Raw genomic sequence first — 20,186 nt, forward strand, 5'->3', positions numbered from 1 at the left:
CAGGGGCCTTAATCGGCTTACGCTTCTGTTCCGTAGCAACACCAAGGTCCCCGCCTTCGCGGGGACACAAGAAGTGGCGCTTGCTCAGAAGGGAATATCGTCGTCCAGATCGTCGCCGAAGCCGCCGCCGCCGCCCTGGTTCCAGCCACCGCCCGAAGCGGCGCTGCCACCACGCGAGGAACCGCCGCCAAAGCCGCCCGAACCGCCCGACGAGCCGCCCTCATTCCAGCCGCCACCGGACGAGCGGCCACCGCCGCCACCGCCCATGCCACCGCCACCAGCGCCGCCCGAGCCATCGAGCATGGTCAGCACGCCGCCCATGCCGCCCACCGAGATTTCGGTGGTATAGCGATCATTGCCGGACTGGTCCTGCCACTTGCGGGTGCGCAGCTGCCCTTCAATGTAGACCTTTGAACCCTTGCGCAGGAAGCGCTCGACCACGCCGACGAGACCATCCGAGTTGATGACCACGGAGTGCCACTCGGTGCGCTCCTTCTTCTCGCCGGTGGCGCGGTCCTTCCAGCTTTCGGACGTCGCGATGCGCAGGTTGGCGATGCGGCCTCCGTTCTGGAAGCTCTTGATTTCGGGGTCTGCCCCGAGGTTCCCGACAAGGATCACCTTGTTGACGCTGCCTGCCATCGAATCACGTTCCTTCTGATCTGGGCAATTGCCTAGCGCATAGGGGCTCGGCCAAGCCAGTCACCATGCCACCGTTTCCACAGACCAGCGCGGCAGTTCAGCCCAAACCGGCCGCAATCGCCGTCCAGTAGGTCACGCCCGCCGCCGCATAGGCCAGCGCAAACAGGTAGGCGAGCATGAAGGCGGGCCATTTCCAGCCATTCGTCTCGCGCCGGGCGACGGCGATGGTCGAGAGGCACTGCGGCGCAAACACGAACCAAGCCAGGAAGGCGAGCGCCATCGGCAGGGTCCAGCGTGATTTCAGCTGATCGCCCAGCGCCATGGCGGCCTGATCCTCGTCGTCGCTGGCGCTGACGGCATACGTCGTGGCGAGCGAACTGACCGCAACTTCACGTGCAGCCATGGCCGGGATGATCGCAAGGCTCATGTCGCGGTTGAAGCCGATCGGCTCGAGCACGACCGAAAGGCCATTGGCAAGCGTTCCGGCGACCGAGGCGTTGACCTGATCCTGCCCCGGCTCGGCGCGGGGGAAGTTGAGCAGGATCCACAGCGCGATCGTGACGGTAAAGATCATCGTGCCCGCACGGCGCAGGAAGATCCACGCGCGCTGCCACAGGCCGAGCGCGAGGTCCTTGACCGTGGGCAGCTGATACTTGGGCAGTTCCATGATGAAGCCCGAAGCGGCGCCCTTGGTCACCGAGCGACGCAGCACCAGCGCCACCACCATCGCGCCGATGATCCCGGCCACATAGAGGCAGAACAGGACGAGGCCCTGCAGGCCGATGCCGGGACCGACCTTGGTATTCGGGATAAACGCGGCGATGATCACCGCATAGACGGGCAAGCGCGCCGAGCAGGTCATCATCGGGGCGATCAGGATCGTGGTCAGCCGGTCCTTGGGATCGGTGATGCTGCGCGTCGCCATGATGCCGGGAATGGCGCAGGCAAAGCTCGACAGCAGCGGGATGAAGCTGCGGCCGGAAAGACCGACGCCCGCCATCATGCGGTCCATCAGGAAGGCGGCGCGGGCCATGTAGCCGGTCGCCTCCATCGTCAGGATGAAGAAGAACAGGATGATGATCTGCGGCAGGAACACCAGCACCGAGCCGACCCCCGCGATCACGCCATCGGTCAGCAGATCGCGCAGCAGGCTTGTCGGCAGGGTCGCCTTGGCCAGATCGCCCAGCGCCGAAACGCCGCCGTCGATCGCATCGGCAAAGGGCGTTGCCCAGCTGAACACCGCCTGGAAGACGATGAACAGGAGCGCGAACAGGATCGGCGGCCCTGCCCACGGATGGAGCAGCAGCTTGTCCATGCGCGCGTGAATGCGATGCCTGGACGTTTCCGACAGGATGGCGGCCGTCGCCATCTGGTGGGCGAGCATGCGCCGCTCTGGCAAGGTGACATGCGGCCGCGCGGCATCGAGCGCGCGCTCGGGCTTGTCACGCGCATCGCCGATGGCGGCAGCCAGCTCGGTGAGACCGCGCCGGCGCACGGCCACGGTCGGGATCACCGGCACCCCGAGCGCAGCTTCGAGCGCAGCAGGATCGAGGGTCAGGCCATCGCGTTCGGCAAGATCGACCATGTTGAGCGCGACCACGGTGGGACGGCCAAGCTCGAGCACTTCCTGCGCAAAGACGAGGTGCTGTTCGAGGTTGGAACTGTCGAGCACCAGTACGATGACGTCGGGCCTGGCCTGCCCGGCTTGTTCACCCATAATGACCTTGCGGGTCACTTCCTCGTCAGGGCTGGTGGCTTCCAATCCGTAGGAACCGGGCAGGTCGACCAGTTCGACCGGCTCACCCGAGGGCAGGATCAGGCGACCCGCCTTGCGTTCGACCGTGACGCCGGGATAGTTGGCGATCTTCTGGCGCGCGCCGGTCAAGGCATTGAACAGCGCGCTTTTCCCGGCATTGGGATTGCCGACGAGCGCGGCGACAGTGGGCATCTTGCTCATGCGACAGCTTCTGCGATCGGTTCGACCGTCATCGCCAGCGCATGAACCCGGCGAATGGCGACAGTCATTCGGCCAATCTCCACGGCCAGTGGATCGCGGCCCGCGAAGACACCACGATAGGCGAGCGTCACCCTTGCGCCTTCGTCAAGGCCGAGCGCGCGCAAGCGCTGAGCCTCTTCAGCGACAAGCGCAGACCAATCGACCGATGCGATTCGGGCGGGCGTACCAACAGGGAGCTGATCGAGCGTCACCGGTTCCCGCTGCCATAGCGGGCAAGCATTTGCAAGTCATTCGCAATAGAATTGCGCTGGATCAAAATTCTCAGGTGGCGGGATAGCGCAGGCGGCCCAGCATCCGCGTCAGCGAGAAGGTTTCCTCGCGCGGTCTGAGCAGCTTGGCCTTGGTCTTCTCGAACTGCATCACGTTCTCGATCCGGCGGTCGAGGAAGGTGCGGGTGTCCTCGTGGCCATCGCTGGTATCCTGCGCGAAATAGGCAAGAGTCGCGGCGTAGATCGAGCCAAGGGTGATGCGCTTGGTATAGTGGTTGTAATCGGTGGCGGTGTCTCCCGCGAGCCGCCACATCGCGTCGGCGCTCGACCAGCCCAGCCGGGTCGCCTTTGCCACGTTCTGCGGCATGGCCATGATGGCCAGTGCGCGGCGCAAGGCCTCTTCCTTGCCGATCAGTGCATCGAGCCGGAACTGGACAAGGCGGCGGATGCGTTCGCGGATCGGCAGATTGCCGAGCTGGGTGGAGGGAAGCGCAGCGGCCATGTCGGCATCGATGCGCGCGATCCAGGCGGAGATCATCTGCATGGGCCCGTCCTGGAACGCAAAGGCGGCCAAAGCAGGATCGACGCCTTCCATTGCAGCGGCAGCCGCAACGGCAGCCGGTTTCCAGCCATCAAACGCAGCAGCTTCGGCGATGGCGGGCGCCAGGCGCAGGCGCAGGGCATCCAGGGTTTCGTCGGTCATGTCAGTACCCGTCAGAACGAGGGGCCGTAGGTCTTCTTGGGCGCGGCGGACTTTGCTTCTTTCGAAGCCTTTTCCAGTTCGCCCAGCACCGGACTGCCCTTGTCGAGCGCAGCATAATCGCGCGCAGAACGGCCCGAATTGTCCGGGCGATCGGGGTTGGCGCCAGCCTTGATCAGCATTCGCACCAGCGCCAGGTCCTTGCGGTGGACGGCGCTGATGAGCGGGGTCTCGCCCGTGTTGTTCGCCTCATCGATGCGCGCGCCCGACTTGATCAATTCATCGACGCCCTCGAGGAAGCCCATTTCTGACGCGGCTACCAGCGGGGTCACGCCGCGATTGTCGCGCGCGTTCACGTTGGCACCCTTGCCGATCAGGAATTGCACCCAGACAAGATCACGCCGGGCCACGACGATGTGAAGCGCGGTCTGTCCGGTGGTATAGTCCTTGGTGTTGATGATCTGCGTGCCGGGCTCGTTCAGAGCCTCGGTCACCTTGTCGCCTTCCTTCTTGCGGACGGCTTCGAGGAACTTGTAGCTGTCGGAAAACTGGGCCTGTGCCGGAATTGCCGTGGCGGCGGCCAGCAGCATGGCCAGCGCGGTAAGCGGCCTGCGCATCTTCGACAGCATTCGAACCTCCTGTTGCGTGCCCCATCAGCCATTTACGGCCTTGCGGACTCGCCTCTTGCAAGGACACGGTTAGCAGAGCATGAACCGGCGCGCCATGGCCCTCGCTTTCAGATCGACACTCGCCGCGCTTGCCGCAACCTGCACTTTCGCGCTTGGCGGATGCAACATGACCCCTGCCGAACAACCGCCTCTCGAAGGCGCCGCGATTGGCGGCGACTTCACGTTGACGGGCAAGGACGGGCAGGCCGTGAAGTGGAGCGACTTTGCGGGCAAGTATCGCATCGTCTATTTCGGTTACACCTTCTGTCCGGATGTCTGCCCGCTCGACATGCAGAACATCGCACAGGGCCTTCGCCTGTTCGCCAAGGAACACCCCGACGCCAAGCCGATCGTGCCGATCTTCATCACCATCGATCCCGAGCGCGATACCGCGCAGGTCGTGGGCAAGTATGCCGCGAACTTCGGCAAGAACGTGGTCGGGCTCACGGGCACGCCGGCGCAGATCGCCGACGCCGCAAGGAAGTGGGCGGTGTTCTATCAAAGGCGCGACGAGGCCAAGCCCGACGCCTACCTGATGGACCACAGCCGCGCGGCCTATCTGATGGGCCCGGACGGTTCTGCCATCGCGTTGTTGCCTGCCGAACAGGACGGAAAGGCCGTGGCCGCCGAACTCGCCAAGTGGGTGAGTTGACGCCGGAATGAACGACGACCGCTTCTGGGAACGGCCAGTGGCAACACTCAGCCGCGAGCAGTGGGAAGCGCTGTGCGACGGCTGCGGCAAGTGCTGCCTGCACAAGCTGGAGGACGAAGACACCGGCGAGGTGGTCCATACCAATGTTGCCTGCAAGCTGCTGGACCTCAGGACCGCGCGGTGCAGCGACTACAAGCATCGCCGCGCCTATGTCCCGGATTGCCTGCGCCTGACGCCGAAGCTGGCGCGAGAATTGCCGTGGTTGCCCGATACCTGTGCCTATCGCTTGCGGGCCGAGAACCAGCCGCTGCCTGAGTGGCATTATCTGATTTCTGGTGATCGCGAGGCCGTGCATCGCGCTGGACAGTCGGTCGTTGGCAAGGCGGTGAGCGAAACGCTGGCCGGGCCAATTGAGGACCATATCGTGCCATCGGACCATTTCGATGGCTAGGGGCGTGCTCGACTGGTTGCGGCGGGCCGACGCCAAGGCCAAGCAGACCCCCTCTCGCGGAACTTTGGCCCCGCGTGCCGTGGCGCGCCGGACGCTGATGGTCGAAGGACGCGAACTGCCGCTGGTGATCCGCAAGCTCGGCCATGCCCGGCGGATGACGCTACGGCTCGCGCCCGACGGCAGCGAGGCGCGTGTTTCGATCCCGGCATGGGGTCGCGTCGGCGATGCCGAGGCTTTTGCTCGCGACCGGGCCGACTGGCTGGCGGGGCAACTGGCGCGGATGCCAGAGCCACGCGCTATCGCGCCCGATGCCACGCTGCAATGGCGGGGCGAGACCTTGCAGATCGAATGGTCGGAGCGGGCCCGACGCAAGCCGGTGATCGCGGATGGACGCCTGATCGTCGGGGGGCCGGTCGAGGGGCTTGCTGCGCGGCTGCAGCGTTGGCTCGAGGCCGAGGCGCTCGCTTTCTGCGCTGATGACCTCGCCCATTACTGCGCCCGCGCCGGAGAAGCCGTCCCACGCCTGTCGCTATCGCGCGCGCAGCGGCGCTGGGGAAGCTGCGCGGCAGACGGGTCGATCCGGATGAACTGGCGGCTGATCATGGCGCCGGATTTCGTGCGGCGTTCGGTCGTGGCCCACGAAGTGGCGCACATGAAGCACTTCGATCATAGCCCCGCCTTCCACGCTCATCTCGAACAGCTTTTTGAAGGGGATATCCAGGCGGCTAACCGCTGGCTCAAGCGGCACGGCCGGTCGCTGTATGTGCCGTTTGGCTGAATGCCTGCCGATGGGTAGCGAAAGCGTGCGCCAGCGCCTATCTAGGCCGGCATGAGAGCCTTCTTCCGCAACGTATCCCCGCGCCGGGCCATCGTCGATTTCTGGCAGGTGTTTACTGCGCCCAGCGATTATCGCCGTGTCGGACTGGTGATGGCAGCGGCGGTGACGGGGACGTTGTTCACCGCGATGGCGATGGAAGGCGGCACGGCGCTGCCCCGTCCGCCCGAGATCATCTATTTCCCGAGCTTTCTCGAGAACCGCAGCGACGCCGAGATCCTCGCCGAAAACAAGGCAGCGACCGCCAAGGCCAAGGCAGAGGAAGCCGAGGAGGAGGCGCGGCAGGAGCGCATCCGCCAGATGTACAAGGCGGTGGGCGACGCCACCGGGGTCGAAACCAAGCGTGCCTACGAGGAAGGCAAGGCCGAACGCGAGGCCTACCGCAAGAAGGTCGAGGCCGCGCGCAGGGAAGTGCTGGACAAGCATCTGGTCGACAATCCTGTCTATGATGCCGAAATGAAGAACGCACAGATCGAGAAACCATGAGCAGGGCTGAGGACCTGCGCTGGCTCGATGCCGCCGCGGCGCTCGCGGCGCGTGGGCGTCCATTGAGCAGGCCCAATCCGGCAGTCGGAGCGGTGATTGTCAAGCACGGCCTGATGGTAGGCCGTGGCTGGACGCAGGCAGGTGGCCGGCCTCATGCCGAAGCCGAGGCTCTGGCCATGGCCGGTGAGGCCGCGAACGGTGCGACGCTTTATGTCACCCTGGAACCTTGCGCCCATGCCAGTGCGCGCGGGCCTTCGTGCACATCGCTGGTGCTGGGCAGCGGCATTGCGCGCGTGGTGATCGGCGTTGAAGATCCAGACCCGCGCACGGCAGGCAGCGGGATCGCGGCGCTGCGTGAAGCAGGTATTGCAGCAGACGTTCTGCCGGCCCCGGCGGCACGGGAGTCTCTGGCCGGATACCTGACACGGTCGGCGCAAGGACGACCACATGCCACTCTGAAGCTCGCAACTTCGCTGGATGGCAAAATAGCCCTCGTCGACGGATCGAGCCAATGGATCACCGGCCCCGAAGCGCGCGCGCATTGCCATGTCGAGAGGGCACGGGCCGACGCGATCCTTGTCGGCGGCGGCACCTTGCGCGCCGACACGCCGAGGCTCGACGTGCGCCTGCCGGGGCTCGAGCACCGCAGCCCGCAGCGCATGGTGCTGACGCGCGGCACGGCGCCTGAAGGCTGGACGGCGGTGGCCGACATTGCCTCAGCGGGCGCATTCGGCGATGCGCAGTATCTCTTCGTCGAAGGCGGCGCGCAGGCCGCAGCCGCATTCCTCGCCGCCGACATTGTAGACCGGCTGCTGATCTATCGCGCCCCGATCATCGTTGGCGCAGGTTTGCCCTGCATCGGCGACATCGGCCTCGGCTCGCTCGCGGACGCGCACTGGCGCTGGCGCAATGTGGACCGGCGGACGCTTGGCAGCGATGCGCTCGACGTCTACGAGCGGGTCCGCTGAAGGAGATTTCTTATGTTCACCGGGATCGTCACGGAAATCGGCAACATCCTCGCCGTCGAGGACAAGGGGGACCGACACATCACGATCTCGTGCGCGATGGACCCGGTGAAGATCGCCATCGGCGCCTCGATCGCCTGCTCGGGCGTTTGCCTGACCGTGGTGGACAAGGGAGGCGTGGCTGGCGAAGGCTGGTTCGCGGTGGACGTTTCGGGCGAAACGGTGAGCCGCACTGCAGCGGAGCAGTGGACTGTGGGCGCGCCGCTCAACCTCGAACCGGCGCTGAAGCTGGGCGATGAACTTGGCGGGCACATCGTGACCGGGCATGTCGACGCCGTGGGCGAGGTCGTCAGCATCCGCCCCGATGGCGCCTCGCTCAAGTTCTGGATTTCGGCGCCGCAGGAACTGGCGCCATACATCGCGGCGAAGGGGTCCATCACGGTCAATGGCGTGTCCTTGACCGTCAACGAAGTGGCGGACCAGCCCGACGGATCTTGCCAGTTCGCGCTGAACATCATCCCCCACACCGCGCAAGTCACGACGATGGGCGCGCTGAAGCCGGGATCGAAGGTAAACCTCGAGATCGACGTATTGGCGCGCTATCTCAAGCGGATGCAGAGCCTGGCGCAGCAGGGCTGAGCCCGATTCAGGCGCAGCCGAGCACGATCTGGAGCAGTTGGTCGGGCTGGTCACCCATGACGTTGTGGCTGGCTTCGGCCTCGTGGTACTCCCAGGCCGGATCATCCTGCACCGCCTCGGCAAACTTGCCGAAGGGTGACGGGCTCCAGCCATTGGCGAAAATGTAGACGTGGCGGGGGATCTTCGCTTCCTCGCCGGTGAAGCGCACGGCTTCGACCAGCGTAAGCAGAGGATGATCGGACAGGACCGGGCTTTCAAGGCCGGGTAGCGGGGAAACGGCGCCGGGCTTGTGCTTCTGGCTGCCGATGTAGTGATCGTGCTCCCACGGCCCGGTCAGGTCCCACAGCGATTGCCCGTCCTGCGGCAGGAAGGCATCGACATAGACGATGGCATCGATGCGTGCGCCGAGGCGCGTGGCGACGCCGGTGATGACCATGCCGCCCCAGGAATGGCCGACCAGCACGAAGCGGTCGAGACCGGCCTTGGCGATCTGGTCGCACACATCGTCGATGTGCGTGGTCAGCGTGATGCCGGGGTGGAACTCGGCCTTGCGGCGACCGAGACCGGTAAGATCAGCGGCGAGGACACGGTGTCCGGCAGCTTCGAGATCGGCCTTGAGGCGGTCCCACGCGAAGCTGCCGCCCCAAGCGCCGTGCACCAGCACAAAGTCGGTCACCGGCTCAGGCCCCCTGGCCGATGCCGTGCTTCTTGTTGTAACCGTGAATCCATTCGAGGGTCTTGGTCAGGCCACCGAATGGGTAGAAGTGCAGGCGCACCTTGCCGTGCTCGGACCCGAGGCCACGGGCGAAGGCATCTACCAGCTTGTCCGGCCCGGCCGTGCCGAGCAGGTTCGTGACCGAGATCCCGTACTTCTTGAGCACCGAGGTCGACGCGCCGACGCCGCAGCGCGCGGCAAACGCCAGCAGGCGCTTGATCCCGGCAGGCCCAGGCACGCCGATGCGCACCGGAGCGTCGATGCCGCGTGCGCGCAGTTCCTTCAGCCAGGCGAGGAAGGCATCGGGATCGAAGCCGAACTGGGTGACGATCAGCGGGGCCATGCCGCGCGCGGTGATTTCCGCCACCTTCTTCTCGAGGACCGCCCAGCATTCGGCCTCGGTCATGTTGGGGTGCCCTTCCGGGTGACCGCCAATACCGATGGCCTTGATGCCCGAACGCTCGAAGGCGCCGGTCGCGATCAGGGCGGACGTGTCGAAATATGGGCCGACGGGCTCGGGCGGGTCACCGGCGACGATGAAGCAGCGCGTCACACCGGCCTTTTCCACTACGGCGCGCAGGTAGCCTTCGAAGTCGTCCTCGGACGTGATCCGGCGGGCGGAAAAATGGGGCATCGGCTCGAAGCCGAGTTCGCGCACCGCAATTGTCGCGGCAACGCGGGCGCCGACGTCTTCCCCGGGCAGGAAGGTAACGGCGATGGGGGTTTCTGCCGGGATGAGCGGGGCGGCATCGCGCAGCGAGGCTTCGTCCTTCGCGGTCATCTCGAGGCTGAAACCATCGGTGATCCCGTCGGGCGTCTTGTCCCAGTTGGGATGGATGATCGATGCCTTTGCCATGTTCGGGATCCTCTCTTGTTCAGGCCGAACGCCCGGCCGCCATTGTGGCGGTCCGGGCGATACGGTTGGTTGGCTCAGCGAGCAGTACGCCAGCCTTCGGCGTAGTTTTCGCGAGCGACGCGGCTGTAGGGGACCGGCGAGACGATCGCACGGACCTCGATCTGCTTGTGCGGCTCGACGGTGGTCTTGCGGGTACCGCCGTTCTCTTCGCCCCACACCACGCGCAGTTCGGTGCCGACCGGGATTTCCGGATCGATCGTGGCGAGGCTGAGCGCCTGCTTCTCGTTGTACGAGTAGCCGGTGAACATCGAGAAGCCGACGGTCTTGCCACCAGCATCGACGACGCGGTCGTAGTTCGACGAGGCGTAGTTCGCGAGCGGGGTATCGAAGAACTTGTACTGTTCGCCATCGGGGTTGAACAGCGAGGCCATGATCTTGGCCATGTCCTCGGGGTTCCAGGCGAGCGTCACCTTCTTGCGCTGCTCGGCCGGGTTCAGGGCTTCCAGCGCCTCACGGCCATGGAAATCATGGTCGAACTTGACGAAGTTGCCGTAACCCAGCTCCCACGGGTTGAGGTAGTAGTCCTCGATGTTGTCGGAGACGAACGAACCGCCGATCGAGCCGGTCGCTTCGTAGCTGTCAGCTGCCAGCCACTCGCGGAAGCCCTTGAGCTTTTCGCCGGTGTAGATGGCGGGCAGCGGCGACGGGATCCAGCCCGATTCAAGTGTGTTCGAAGGATAGGCGCGGCTGCCGCACGCGATCAGGCCGAATTCCTTGCCGGCTTCGAGGATCGCGGCGCGGATCTCTTCCTGCTCGGCATAGGGACCCCAGATTTCGAGGCCCGGCGCGCCCGACATGCCGTGGCGCAGCGTGCGCACGGTCTTGCCGGCGATGTTCATCGTGCTCATGTTGAAGAACTTGAGCTGTTCGAGCGGGCCGCCGTGCAGCTTCTCGATCACGGCCCAGGCGTTCGGCCCCTGGATCTGGAAACGCCATTCCTTGCGGGTGACGGGCTTGCCCATCGGACGCATCGGCGAACGGTCGTCCAGCTCGATCTCGCAATCGTAGCCGCCGGTGGCAGCGTGGTAGCGCAGCCAGTTCGAAGCCGGGGCGCGGCCGACGTAGGTGAACGATTCTTCTTCTTCCCAGAAGATGATGCCGTCACCGATGACATGGCCGTAAGGCGTGGTGGGGACGTACTGCTTGGCCTTGTTGACCGACCAGCCCTTGGGGCTGTTGATCATGGTGTCGGACAGCAGCTTCAGCGCGTCCTTGCCGCGAATGTACAGGTTCACCATGTGGTGCGACTGGTCGAACAGCACGGCGCTGTGCTGCCATGCCCACTGCTCCGAACGCCAGTTCGAGAATTCCGGAGCGACGACCGGATAGACGTAGGCACCGAGCTGCGAGTTGCGCAGCATTTCGACGATATTGCCGCCTTGCTGGATTACCTCTTCGAGGTTCTTTGCCATGTGAAACTCTCCCGACTTGAAAATGGCAGGGTTGAAAAACTTGTATGCAACACATACAATCTCCCTCGAGATTCGCAATGGGAAATGTTGCGCCCAATGAGCGCCACCCCTAACGCGACTAGGACGGGAGAGATTCTGATGAGCGCATCGCTGATTTTGACGCTGTCATGCGAGGACAAGCCGGGCATCGTCGCCCGAGTCACGGGCAACCTCTATGAAGCGGGCGGAAACATCCGGGAGGCGCAGCAATTCGATGATTCGCTGAGCGGCAAGTTCTTCATGCGAGTCGTGTTCGATCCAGGCGAAACCGGGATCGAAGCCTTCCGCACGGCCTTTGCGCCGGTTGCCGAAGACTACGGCATGGAATGGAACATGCGCGACACGGCCGTGAAGCGGAAGGTCGTCCTGATGGTCAGCAAGTTCGACCACTGCCTTGGCGACCTGTTGTACCGCACGCGCATCGGTGAATTGCCGATGGAAGTCGTCGCGATCCTTGGCAACCATCCCAAGGAAGCGCTGAACATCTCGCTGATCGGCAATGTGCCCTACCATCACCTGCCGATCACCAAAGAGACCAAGCCGCAGCAGGAGGCCGAGGTCAAGCGCATCGTCACCGAGACCGGCGCCGAACTGGTGGTGCTGGCGCGCTACATGCAAATCCTGTCGGACGATCTCGCCTCATTCCTTTCGGGCCGCTGCATCAATATTCATCACTCGTTCCTGCCGAGCTTCAAGGGCGCCAAGCCCTATCACCAGGCGCACGCCCGCGGCGTGAAGATGATCGGTGCGACCGGTCACTACGTTACCGCAGATCTCGACGAAGGTCCGATCATCCACCAGGACGTCGAGACCGTGACTCACGCCGACAGCCCCGAAGACCTTGTGCGCAAGGGCCGCGATGTGGAACGCCGCGTGCTGGCGGAAGCAGTGCGCTTGCACCTCGAGGATCGGGCTCTCGTCAACGGCAACAAGACTGTCGTGTTCAAGAGCTGAGCGGTTTCAAAGGTTGAGATTGGACGGCGGCGGGGGCACCATGCTCCGGCCGCCGTTTTGCTGCGGGAGAGAATCAATGCACGTCAACGCGCTCGATCACGTCAACATCATTACCGACCGACTCGACGAGACGGCCGAGTTCTACAAGGCGCTGCTAGGGTTGGAACGGCGCGATGGTCCGCCCCCCCTCACCCCGCAAAACGCGCAGTGGATGTACGATGCAGGCGGCAAGGCCATCGTGCACATCAATGCCGTCGATTGCCCGCGCGCCTATGATCGCGAAGTGCAGCCCGGTTCGCTCACCGGCGCGATCCATCACGTTGCGCTTAATTGCTCAGGCTACGACGATGTGCTGGCGCGCGTGGCCGCCCTGGGGCTCGACTGCCAGACCAACGTGGTCGAAGCCATCGGGCTGCGGCAGATCTTTACCGCAGACCCGAACAACGTGCTGCTGGAGCTGAACTTCTTCGCCGATTAGGCCGGTAACGCTGCTTCCAGCGCTTCAGCCAGTTCCTGCGGTTTCGACAGGTAGGGACTGTGATCAGCCTCAAGCGTGACCACGTTCGCGCCAGGCGACATCGCGATCATGCGGCGCTGGCTTTCGATCGGGATGGTGCGGTCGAGCGTGCATTCGATGTAGGTGCGCGGCAGACTGCCCCAGCGCTCGGGGGTGACAGCAATCTTCTCGGAACGAGGAGCGTGTGGTTCGGCCATGAGCCTTCCCATCGCCGCATCGACAAGGTCAGGCGGGGAGACTTGCGCAAAGACCGGTGCAGCATTCGCAGCATCGATAACCGTGGCGACGCCATCGTGGACCTTGGAGATAATCGCATCGAAGGCAGGGTTGGGGCCTTCGAGTTCCTTGAATTCGGCGCGGCTCATGCCAGCGGGAAGCATCATCGCACAGATATAGACGATGGCATCCATTGCAGCTGGATCACGCTCTGCCGCGGTCGACACGACAAGGCCACCGCGCGAGTGTCCGGCAAGCACTACCGGGCCGACGCCCTGCGCCTTCAGGTCCCGGCAATGCTGCGCAGCAAATTCGCCCCAGCCATCGAGCGTGACCGCCGCCATTTCCCCGGCCGCGCCGCCCATGCCAGGCAGCGTCGGCGCCACGACCGTATGCCCACGCGCGCGCAGGATCTCGGCGACAGGATCAAAACACCAGCCGCCGTGCCAGGAACCGTGAATAAGGACAAAACCGGCCATCAGCGAACGTGCCCCGACCATGTCCGCAGGCCCGGCGCGGTGCGGTCCTCGCTCTTCAGGGCTTCGGCGACTGCGGGACGTGCGGTGACGCGGTCGCGCCATTCGCACAAGCGTGGGAAGCGGCTCGCCACTTCCATCTCGGGGAACATACGCTCGACCATCATGCCGCAGTGCGAATAAAAGTTGATGTCTGCAAGGGTGTACGTGCTCCCTGCCAACCACTTTGTCTGCCCAAGCTGTGCCTCGACTTTGGCAAGGGCATATTCGATCTTGGCAGTGGCGTTGGCGAGGTCCGCCTCGGAGAAACCTGAGCGAGCCGTAGCCCACTTCTTACGCTGATCGGGCAGCGGTATGTTTTCGAGCAGCTTCTCGAAATCGCCGTTCTCGATGTTGCGCGCGATGACCCCGACCATGCGGTGCCAGCCGTGCATCGAGACGAAGTTCATCACGTGCTCGTCGACGAACTTGTTCCAATAGCGCATCCGCGCCGCGCCAACCGGATCGTGCGGACGCAATGGAGCGTCGGCGGGCTGCGCGTGAGGGAAGGCATCCTCGAGGTATTCGTTGATTACGGTGGTGTGGGTGATGATCGTGCCGTCATGATCGAGAACGGGCACCTGTCCCTCGGGATTGATCGCGGTGAACCACGGCTGGTGCTGTTCGAACTTGTGCAGATCAACGTAGATGCTCTCGTAGGCGAGCCCCTTCTCCTTGAGCGGGACCATCGACTTGAGCGAGTTCGCCAGCGGTTCGGCGTGGTAGTATTTCAGGGCCATCGGATCAGACTCGCATGGTGCCGAGCATGCCGCCGTCTACCGCCCAGCTTTGGGCGGTGACGTGGCTGGCGGCATCGGACAGAAGGAATGCGGCGACCTTGGCCAGTTCCTCGGGCTGGCCGGTGCGGCCCTGCGGCACTGCCTTGGCCATCTGCGAGGCGGCTTCGGGGGGCAGGCCATCGAGCATCGGCGTCTCGATCAGCCCGGGCACGATGCAATTGCAGCGCACGCCGAACTCGGCCACTTCGTTGGCGACCGCGCGCGATAGGCCGAGCACGGCGTGCTTGCTGGCGACGTAGCCCGCATTCATCGGCAACCCGCGTTCGCTGGCGAGGCTACCGGTGACGAGGATCGCGCCTTGCCGGCGTTCCTTCATCGCGGGCAGCACGTGCTGGATCGCCCAGAGCACGCCCTTGAGGTTCACCGCCATCACGGCGTCGAACATCTCGTCGGTATATTGCTCGACGGGAGCAAACATGCCGCCGATGCCGGCGTTCAGAAACATGCCATCGATCGGGCCGTTGGCAGCGATGGCATGATCGAGCGCGCCATGAAGGGCGGCCTTGTCTGCAACGTCGGCCGCAGCGAAGGCGGTGCTGCCGCCAAGGTCGCGCGCAGCCTGTTCGAGCAGATCGGCGCGGCGGGCGATCAGTGTAACGCGCGCGCCGGCCTGAGTGCAGATGGTCGCAGTCGCGCGCCCGATGCCGGTAGAGGCGCCAGTGATGACGATGTGCTTGCCCGAAAGATCGGTCACTCGGGGGTCCTTGCGATGAATTCCGCCCAGACGCGGGCTTCCTTGCTGTCATGGCCTTCAGGAGACCACTGCCGTTCCATCAGCGCGCGCGCGACGGGCTCCGCAAGGCCGCGACGGTCGCGGTTGTAGCGGTAGAAGAACGCCGAGACGCGCCAGTTCATGATGCAATGGACGTGGACCGGCCTAGGTCCTTCCTCCACCGCCTTCACGAAAGCGGCGAAGTGGTCCTCGCCCGGTGCGTCGAACGGAACGGGGATGTGGGTATAGGCAATGCCCTGCGCGGCAAGCTTGTCCCCTTCCCCGGCCAGCGCTTCGGGATGAGTCTCCAGCGCGAGATTGACGACATGCGCTACGCCCAGGTCGGCGAGGCGCATGACGTCCTTGTCCTCGATCCGGCCCGACGTGGTAATTTCCGCATCAAGCCTCTGCCAGCCGCGGATGTCATCAGGATCGGCCATCAGGCAGGCTCAGGCCAGCCCCAGCAGGCGCGCGGCGTTGTCCTTCATGATGCCGGGCATGACCTCTTCCTTGAAGCCGACCTTCAGCGCCGCATCGATCCACTTCTGAGGGTGGATCAGCGGGAAGTCCGAACCGAACAGCATCTTCTTCCTGAGCTGCGTATTGGCGTACTGGATGATCTGCGGCGCAAAATACTTAGGGCTCCAGCCCGACAGGTCGATGAACACGTTGTCCTTGTGCAAAGCCATGGACAGGCTTTCATCCACCCATGGCCACGACGGGTGGGCGAGGATGATCTTCATGTCGGGAAAATCGACCGCGACATCATCGACCAGCATCGGCTGGCCGTACTTGAGACGCATGCCGCCACCGCCGCGCATCCCCGTGCCCATGCCGGAATGGCCGGTGTGGAAAATCGCGGGCAGGCCATACTCGGCAATGACTTCGTATATCGGATAGCCAACGCGGTCGGCCGGGTGGCAGTTCTGGGCAATGCCGTGGAACTTGAAGCCCTTCACGCCAAAGTTCTCGATCAGATCGCGGGCTTCGCGCGCGCCGTACTTGCCCTTGTGCGGATCGATCGAGGCGAAGGCGATGCAGATGTCGTCGTTCTTGGCCGCCATTTCGGCAACTTCGTAGTTCGACACGCGCTTGGCACCCATGCCGCATTCGGCATCGACCGTGAACATGCAGAAGGCGATCTGCTGCTCGCGATAGATCTCGACGATCTCGGGCATCTTCGGCCGCTCGCGCGGGGCCTTGAAGTAAGCCGAAGCGGCGTCGAAGAACTGGCCCATGACCGGATCTTCCGGATCGTGGCACGAGACCTCGGCATGGACGTGGACGTCGATCGCCTTGATCTTCGAAATGTCGATGGGCACCGGGCAGATTCCTTCAGATCGCGGGCAACTTGCGCAGTGCGCTTGCCCCTTGTTGTACCGTCACCCGGAACTCGTTTCAGAGTCCATCTCGCCACATGCATCGCACCTTGTGACGACGGATGGATGCTGAAACAAGTTCAGCATGACGAAGCGGGTCGGTGGAGAATTACCCCCTCCCCCTTTAAGGGGAGAGGGTTCCCAAGATCAGACCAGCGCGTCCTTCTTGACCGTGATCACCTGGCTGTAGGTGAATTCCTTCAGGCCCTCGATGCCGTACTCCGCACCAAAGCCGGACTGCTTGTGTCCGCCGAACGGCGCAAAGGGCGAAAGGTGAAGGAACTCGTTGATCCAAACCGTGCCGGTCTCGAGCTGCTCGGCGATCCTCACGCCGCGTTCGGTGTCCTTGGTCCAGACAGCGCCGGCAAGGCCATATTCCGAATTGTTGGCGCGGGCGATGACTTCGTCGTCGCTGGAGAACTTCATCAGCGGCATGACCGGGCCGAACTGCTCCTCAGCCACGATGCGCGCATCCTCGGGCGGGTTGTCGAGGATCGTGATCGGCACGTAGTAGCCAGAGCCGGAAGGATCGACATCGCCGCCGACGAGGAACTTGTAGCCGTTGTCCTTGGCGTCCTGGATCAGTTCGCAGACACGCTCGAACTGCTTCTTGTTCTGGATGGGGCCGACGCCGGTGCCCTGCTCCGAGCCGTCGCCGACCTTCACGGTCTTGGCGTATTCGGCGATGGCCTTCGACAGGTCGTCGTAGATGTCCTCGTGGATGTAGACGCGCTTGGCGGCCACGCAGATCTGGCCGGCATTGGTGAAGCTCGACCAGAAGAGCTGCTCGGCAACCTTTTCGACGTCGGCATCGGGCAGGACGATCGAAGCGTCGTTGCCGCCCAGTTCCAGCGTGATGCGCTTGAGGTCCTTCGAGGCGCCTTCCATGATGCGCTTGCCGGTTGCGGTCGAGCCGGTGAAGGTGATCTTGTCGATGTCCGGGTGCGAGGTCATCATCGGGCCGAGCGCGTCTTCGCCGGTAATGATGTTGACGACACCAGCCGGCACGATGTCCTTGATCAGTTCGGCGAACTTGAGCGTGGTCAGCGGGGTGAACGGCGAAGGCTTGAGCACGATGGTGCAGCCGGTGAGGATCGCGGGCGCAATCTTTTGGACGGCCATCAGCAGCGGGAAGTTCCACGGCACGATGCCGGCGACGACGCCGACCGGCACGCGGCGCGTGCGGCTCAGGCGGGTGTCGCTATCTTCGTTGATCGTCTCTTCCAGCGTCAGCGTGGACTGGGCGCTGATGATGCCGGCGCAAGCGTGGATCTCGCCCTGCGCCTGATGATGCGGCTTGCCCTGTTCGCTGGTGAGCAGGCGGTACAGCTCATCGAAATTGGCCTCGATCGCCGCCGCCATGTTGCGGATCACGGCACGCCGATCGTCAACCGGGGTCTTCGACCAGGTCTTGAAGGCAGCGCGGGCAGCAGCCACAGCGCGGTCCAGTTCTTCGACGCCACAGGCTGGGACCCGCCCGATGACCTGCTCGTTCGCGGGGTTCACGACATCAAGCGACTCTGCGGTCGTGACCAGCTCGCCATTGATCAGGTTGGGATAAAGATGCGTCATGAATCTCTCCACTCGTTATGATTGCTATAAGCTATAGCATTCTTGTCAGCGCGCTTCCAGAGCCTTGTCCTCGTTGGCGCGCTTGATGAGGTACTGGCGGATGTTGTCTGCATCCTCTGGCCTGAGCGCCGATTTGAACGACACCATGCCGTTGTGCTGCAGCGCGCCGTCTATGACAACCGATCGGATGGCTTCGGGAGCGTTGAGCGCGGCAGAGTGACGCAGGTCCGGGTTCACACCGCCGGCAACCGCCGCATCGCCATGGCAGACGTTGCAGTAACGACCGTAGAGTTCGCCACCAGCCTTGACCTGTTCCGGCGTGCCGGTGAACGGCGGCGGGTCGAGGACCATCTTGGCCATCGGCGGAGCGGCAGGCAGCGTGGCCTTCCCGCCGAGCTTGAACACGACGAGGCGGCTGATGTTGCGCTGCTTCTTGGCCTTGTGGGCAAGGACGCCAGTGGCAACGTCCCATACGCCGCCCCAGCCGACCATCACGGCGACATACTGTTCGCCGTCGATCGCATAAGTCATGGGCGCAGCAATGATGCCGCTCTGCGCCGGGAACGACCAGAGCTGCTTGCCCTTGTCGGCGCTATAGGCGACGAAATCGCCGCCTGCGGTGCCCTGGAAGACGAGATTGCCGGCGGTCGAGAGAATGCCACCGTTTGACGGGCTGGGCAGTTCGACCTTCCACGCAGCCTTCTTGGCGACCGGGTCCCAGGCGACGAGCGTGCCGGTGGTTGCGCTCATCGCGGCGGAGCGGGCCTTGGCATCGGCCGGCATTGCGGTGACATAACCATCGAGGCCAGTCTGGAAGCCGATGTCGGTGGCCTTCCAGTCCTTCGCCGCGGCGTAGGGGAATGCGGCGTTGTTGACCGGCAGGTAGAGCAGGCCGGTCTTCGGGCTGAAGCTCTGCGGCTGCCACGAGTGGGCACCCACAGCGCCTGGCAGGCTGACGAATGGCGCGCCCTTTTCGTACCGGGCGGCCGGATTGACTGTCGCCTTGCCTGTGTTGGGATCGATGCCCGTCGCCCAGTTGACCGGTACGAAAGGCGTTGCCGAGATGAACTGGCCGGTCTTGGCATCAAGCACGTAGACATGGCCGTTCTTCGGGGCATGCAGCACGACATGGCGCTGCTGGCCCCCGATGTTCAGGTCCGCCAGAGTGATCTGCTGGGCGGAGTCGAAATCCCAGCGGTCTTCCGGGGTTTCCTGGAAGTGCCAGGCATATTCACCGGTGTCGGCATTTACCGCGACGATCGACGAGGTGTAGAGGCTGTCGCCCTCACGACCGGACGCAGCGGGGTTCCACGGCTCGGCGTTGCCGGTGCCAAACAGGACGAGGTTGGTTGTGGGATCATAGGTGATCGCATCCCACACCGTTCCGCCGCCGCCCAGCTTCCACCATTCGCCAGCCCAGGTCTTGGCGGCGTTTTCCATGGCCTTGTTCTCGAAGCCGTCGGCGGGGTTGCCGGGAACGGTGTGGAACTTCCACACCTCGTTGCCGGTGTTCACGTCATAGGCAGCGATGTAGCCGCGCGCCTTGTACTCCGAACCGCCGCTGCCGATCAGGACCTTGCCCTTCACCACGCGCGGCGCGCCAGTGATGGTATAGTCCTGCTGGTTGGGCACGACGACCTTCGACCAGGCAACCTTGCCGGTCTTCTGATCCAGCGCAACGAGGCGTCCGTCCAGCGTGCCGACGAACACCTTGTCTCCGTAAAGCGCAACACCGCGATTGACCGCATCGCAGCAGGCCCGGACGAGCGTTTCGCGCGGCACTTCCGGATCGTAGGACCATTTGAGCGCCCCGGTCCTGGCATCGAACGCCTTCACCATCGACCATGCGGTCGAGATGTAGAGCGTGCCGTCGTGCATCAGCGGCGTGGCCTCCTGCCCGCGCGCCGTTTCAAGATCATGGAACCATGCAAGGCCAAGCTGTCCGACGTTGCTGTCGTTGACCTGGGTTAGCGGGGAGAAGCGCTGTTCACCATAATCGCGCCCATAGCTCAGCCATTCGCCTTCAGGCACTTGCGCGATCATCGCATCGGTGACGCCTGCGGAAGCGACAGCGACCGTGTCGCCATCACTCTTGATGTTGCACGCTGCCAGCGGCAGCAGTGCGGCCATCAGGCTTAAGACCTTCAAACGCATATGCAGCTCTCTCTCCCGACTGTC

General features: G+C 64.0%; 23 protein-coding genes. 8 read left to right on the forward strand and 15 right to left on the reverse strand.

The window, feature by feature from the left end; translation table 11 throughout:
* Positions 1–84 precede the first annotated feature (84 nt).
* The 5 genes from ssb to AC3WLM_RS06130 all read right to left on the reverse strand — a co-directional run bounded on the left by ssb (position 85) and on the right by AC3WLM_RS06130 (position 4,194).
* The gene (gene ssb / locus AC3WLM_RS06110; RefSeq protein WP_062346652.1) at positions 85–639 is read right to left on the reverse strand and encodes a single-stranded DNA-binding protein; all 555 of its coding nucleotides are present in this window, start codon (positions 637–639) and stop codon (positions 85–87) included.
* Positions 640–736: 97 nt separating this feature from the next.
* Positions 737–2,596 (reverse strand): ferrous iron transporter B, encoded by a 1,860-nt coding sequence (feoB, locus tag AC3WLM_RS06115; protein WP_492476899.1) that lies wholly within the window; start codon positions 2,594–2,596, stop codon positions 737–739.
* Positions 2,593–2,847, reverse strand: coding sequence for a FeoA family protein (locus AC3WLM_RS06120; protein ID WP_039331659.1), 255 nt, complete (start codon positions 2,845–2,847; stop codon positions 2,593–2,595). Before AC3WLM_RS06120 ends, feoB begins: the two co-directional genes overlap by 4 nt.
* Before the next feature lie 70 nt (positions 2,848–2,917).
* Positions 2,918–3,568: a COQ9 family protein gene (locus AC3WLM_RS06125; RefSeq protein WP_193827162.1), complete on the reverse strand. Its 651-nt coding sequence runs from the start codon at positions 3,566–3,568 to the stop codon at positions 2,918–2,920.
* A gap of 11 nt (positions 3,569–3,579) precedes the next feature.
* Positions 3,580–4,194 (reverse strand): ankyrin repeat domain-containing protein, encoded by a 615-nt coding sequence (locus tag AC3WLM_RS06130; protein ID WP_465128988.1) that lies wholly within the window; start codon positions 4,192–4,194, stop codon positions 3,580–3,582.
* A 79-nt stretch (positions 4,195–4,273) separates the two neighbouring features.
* Between AC3WLM_RS06130 and AC3WLM_RS06135 the strand changes: the two genes are divergently transcribed.
* The 6 genes from AC3WLM_RS06135 to AC3WLM_RS06160 are packed head-to-tail and all read left to right on the forward strand — an operon-like array spanning position 4,274 to position 8,261.
* A complete protein-coding gene (locus AC3WLM_RS06135; RefSeq protein ID WP_193827163.1) occupies positions 4,274–4,885 on the forward strand; it encodes an SCO family protein in 612 nt (203 codons plus the stop codon).
* 7 nt (positions 4,886–4,892) lie between these two features.
* Positions 4,893–5,336 (forward strand): YcgN family cysteine cluster protein, encoded by a 444-nt coding sequence (locus AC3WLM_RS06140; RefSeq protein ID WP_193827164.1) that lies wholly within the window; start codon positions 4,893–4,895, stop codon positions 5,334–5,336.
* A complete protein-coding gene (locus AC3WLM_RS06145) occupies positions 5,329–6,114 on the forward strand; it encodes a M48 family metallopeptidase (RefSeq protein ID WP_193827165.1) in 786 nt (261 codons plus the stop codon). Before AC3WLM_RS06140 ends, AC3WLM_RS06145 begins: the two co-directional genes overlap by 8 nt.
* A gap of 51 nt (positions 6,115–6,165) precedes the next feature.
* Positions 6,166–6,657, forward strand: coding sequence for a hypothetical protein (locus AC3WLM_RS06150; protein ID WP_492476900.1), 492 nt, complete (start codon positions 6,166–6,168; stop codon positions 6,655–6,657).
* Positions 6,654–7,625, forward strand: a complete 972-nt coding sequence (gene ribD / locus AC3WLM_RS06155) for a bifunctional diaminohydroxyphosphoribosylaminopyrimidine deaminase/5-amino-6-(5-phosphoribosylamino)uracil reductase RibD (protein WP_492476901.1) — start codon at positions 6,654–6,656, stop codon at positions 7,623–7,625. The genes AC3WLM_RS06150 and ribD overlap by 4 nt, the downstream gene beginning before the upstream one ends.
* Before the next feature lie 12 nt (positions 7,626–7,637).
* Positions 7,638–8,261 carry a riboflavin synthase gene (locus AC3WLM_RS06160; protein ID WP_039331642.1) on the forward strand — a complete coding sequence of 208 codons (624 nt, stop codon included), beginning with the start codon at positions 7,638–7,640 and terminating at the stop codon, positions 8,259–8,261.
* Positions 8,262–8,268: 7 nt separating this feature from the next.
* Here AC3WLM_RS06160 and AC3WLM_RS06165 read toward each other — a convergent pair whose 3' ends face one another.
* The 3 genes from AC3WLM_RS06165 to ligM form a co-directional block, all read right to left on the reverse strand.
* Positions 8,269–8,937, reverse strand: a complete 669-nt coding sequence (locus AC3WLM_RS06165) for an alpha/beta fold hydrolase (RefSeq protein WP_492476902.1) — start codon at positions 8,935–8,937, stop codon at positions 8,269–8,271.
* Between the two features lie 4 nt (positions 8,938–8,941).
* Positions 8,942–9,832, reverse strand: coding sequence for a methylenetetrahydrofolate reductase (locus AC3WLM_RS06170; protein WP_062346635.1), 891 nt, complete (start codon positions 9,830–9,832; stop codon positions 8,942–8,944).
* A 74-nt stretch (positions 9,833–9,906) separates the two neighbouring features.
* Positions 9,907–11,304, reverse strand: coding sequence for a vanillate/3-O-methylgallate O-demethylase (gene ligM / locus AC3WLM_RS06175; RefSeq protein ID WP_062346633.1), 1,398 nt, complete (start codon positions 11,302–11,304; stop codon positions 9,907–9,909).
* 138 nt (positions 11,305–11,442) lie between these two features.
* Here ligM and purU point away from each other — a divergent pair, with 138 nt between their 5' ends.
* Together purU and AC3WLM_RS06185 are read left to right on the forward strand one after the other, a co-directional pair.
* On the forward strand, positions 11,443–12,297 hold the full coding sequence (gene purU / locus AC3WLM_RS06180; RefSeq protein ID WP_062346631.1) for a formyltetrahydrofolate deformylase: 855 nt from the start codon (positions 11,443–11,445) through the stop codon (positions 12,295–12,297).
* A 76-nt stretch (positions 12,298–12,373) separates the two neighbouring features.
* Positions 12,374–12,775, forward strand: coding sequence for a glyoxalase/bleomycin resistance/extradiol dioxygenase family protein (locus tag AC3WLM_RS06185; protein WP_039331632.1), 402 nt, complete (start codon positions 12,374–12,376; stop codon positions 12,773–12,775).
* Here the strand turns inward: AC3WLM_RS06185 and AC3WLM_RS06190 are convergent.
* From AC3WLM_RS06190 to AC3WLM_RS06220, 7 genes are all read right to left on the reverse strand, one after another.
* Positions 12,772–13,509 (reverse strand): alpha/beta fold hydrolase, encoded by a 738-nt coding sequence (locus tag AC3WLM_RS06190; RefSeq protein ID WP_492476903.1) that lies wholly within the window; start codon positions 13,507–13,509, stop codon positions 12,772–12,774. The genes AC3WLM_RS06185 and AC3WLM_RS06190 overlap by 4 nt on opposite strands.
* Positions 13,509–14,285, reverse strand: coding sequence for a glutathione S-transferase family protein (locus AC3WLM_RS06195; protein WP_052241956.1), 777 nt, complete (start codon positions 14,283–14,285; stop codon positions 13,509–13,511). Before AC3WLM_RS06195 ends, AC3WLM_RS06190 begins: the two co-directional genes overlap by 1 nt.
* 4 nt (positions 14,286–14,289) lie before the next feature.
* The gene (locus tag AC3WLM_RS06200) at positions 14,290–15,039 is read right to left on the reverse strand and encodes an SDR family NAD(P)-dependent oxidoreductase (RefSeq protein WP_427466251.1); all 750 of its coding nucleotides are present in this window, start codon (positions 15,037–15,039) and stop codon (positions 14,290–14,292) included.
* On the reverse strand, positions 15,036–15,497 hold the full coding sequence (locus tag AC3WLM_RS06205; RefSeq protein ID WP_039331630.1) for a protein tyrosine phosphatase family protein: 462 nt from the start codon (positions 15,495–15,497) through the stop codon (positions 15,036–15,038). Before AC3WLM_RS06205 ends, AC3WLM_RS06200 begins: the two co-directional genes overlap by 4 nt.
* Positions 15,498–15,506: 9 nt before the next feature.
* Positions 15,507–16,379, reverse strand: a complete 873-nt coding sequence (locus tag AC3WLM_RS06210; protein WP_082734701.1) for an amidohydrolase family protein — start codon at positions 16,377–16,379, stop codon at positions 15,507–15,509.
* Between the two features lie 204 nt (positions 16,380–16,583).
* Complete coding sequence (locus AC3WLM_RS06215) at positions 16,584–18,008, reverse strand: aldehyde dehydrogenase family protein (protein WP_052241953.1); 1,425 nt, start codon at positions 18,006–18,008, stop codon at positions 16,584–16,586.
* A gap of 45 nt (positions 18,009–18,053) precedes the next feature.
* The gene (locus tag AC3WLM_RS06220) at positions 18,054–20,138 is read right to left on the reverse strand and encodes a PQQ-dependent dehydrogenase, methanol/ethanol family (RefSeq protein WP_244885309.1); all 2,085 of its coding nucleotides are present in this window, start codon (positions 20,136–20,138) and stop codon (positions 18,054–18,056) included.
* Between the last annotated feature and the right edge of the window lie 48 nt (positions 20,139–20,186).

The organism is Novosphingobium sp. FW305-C-30-35 (assembly GCF_058783135.1).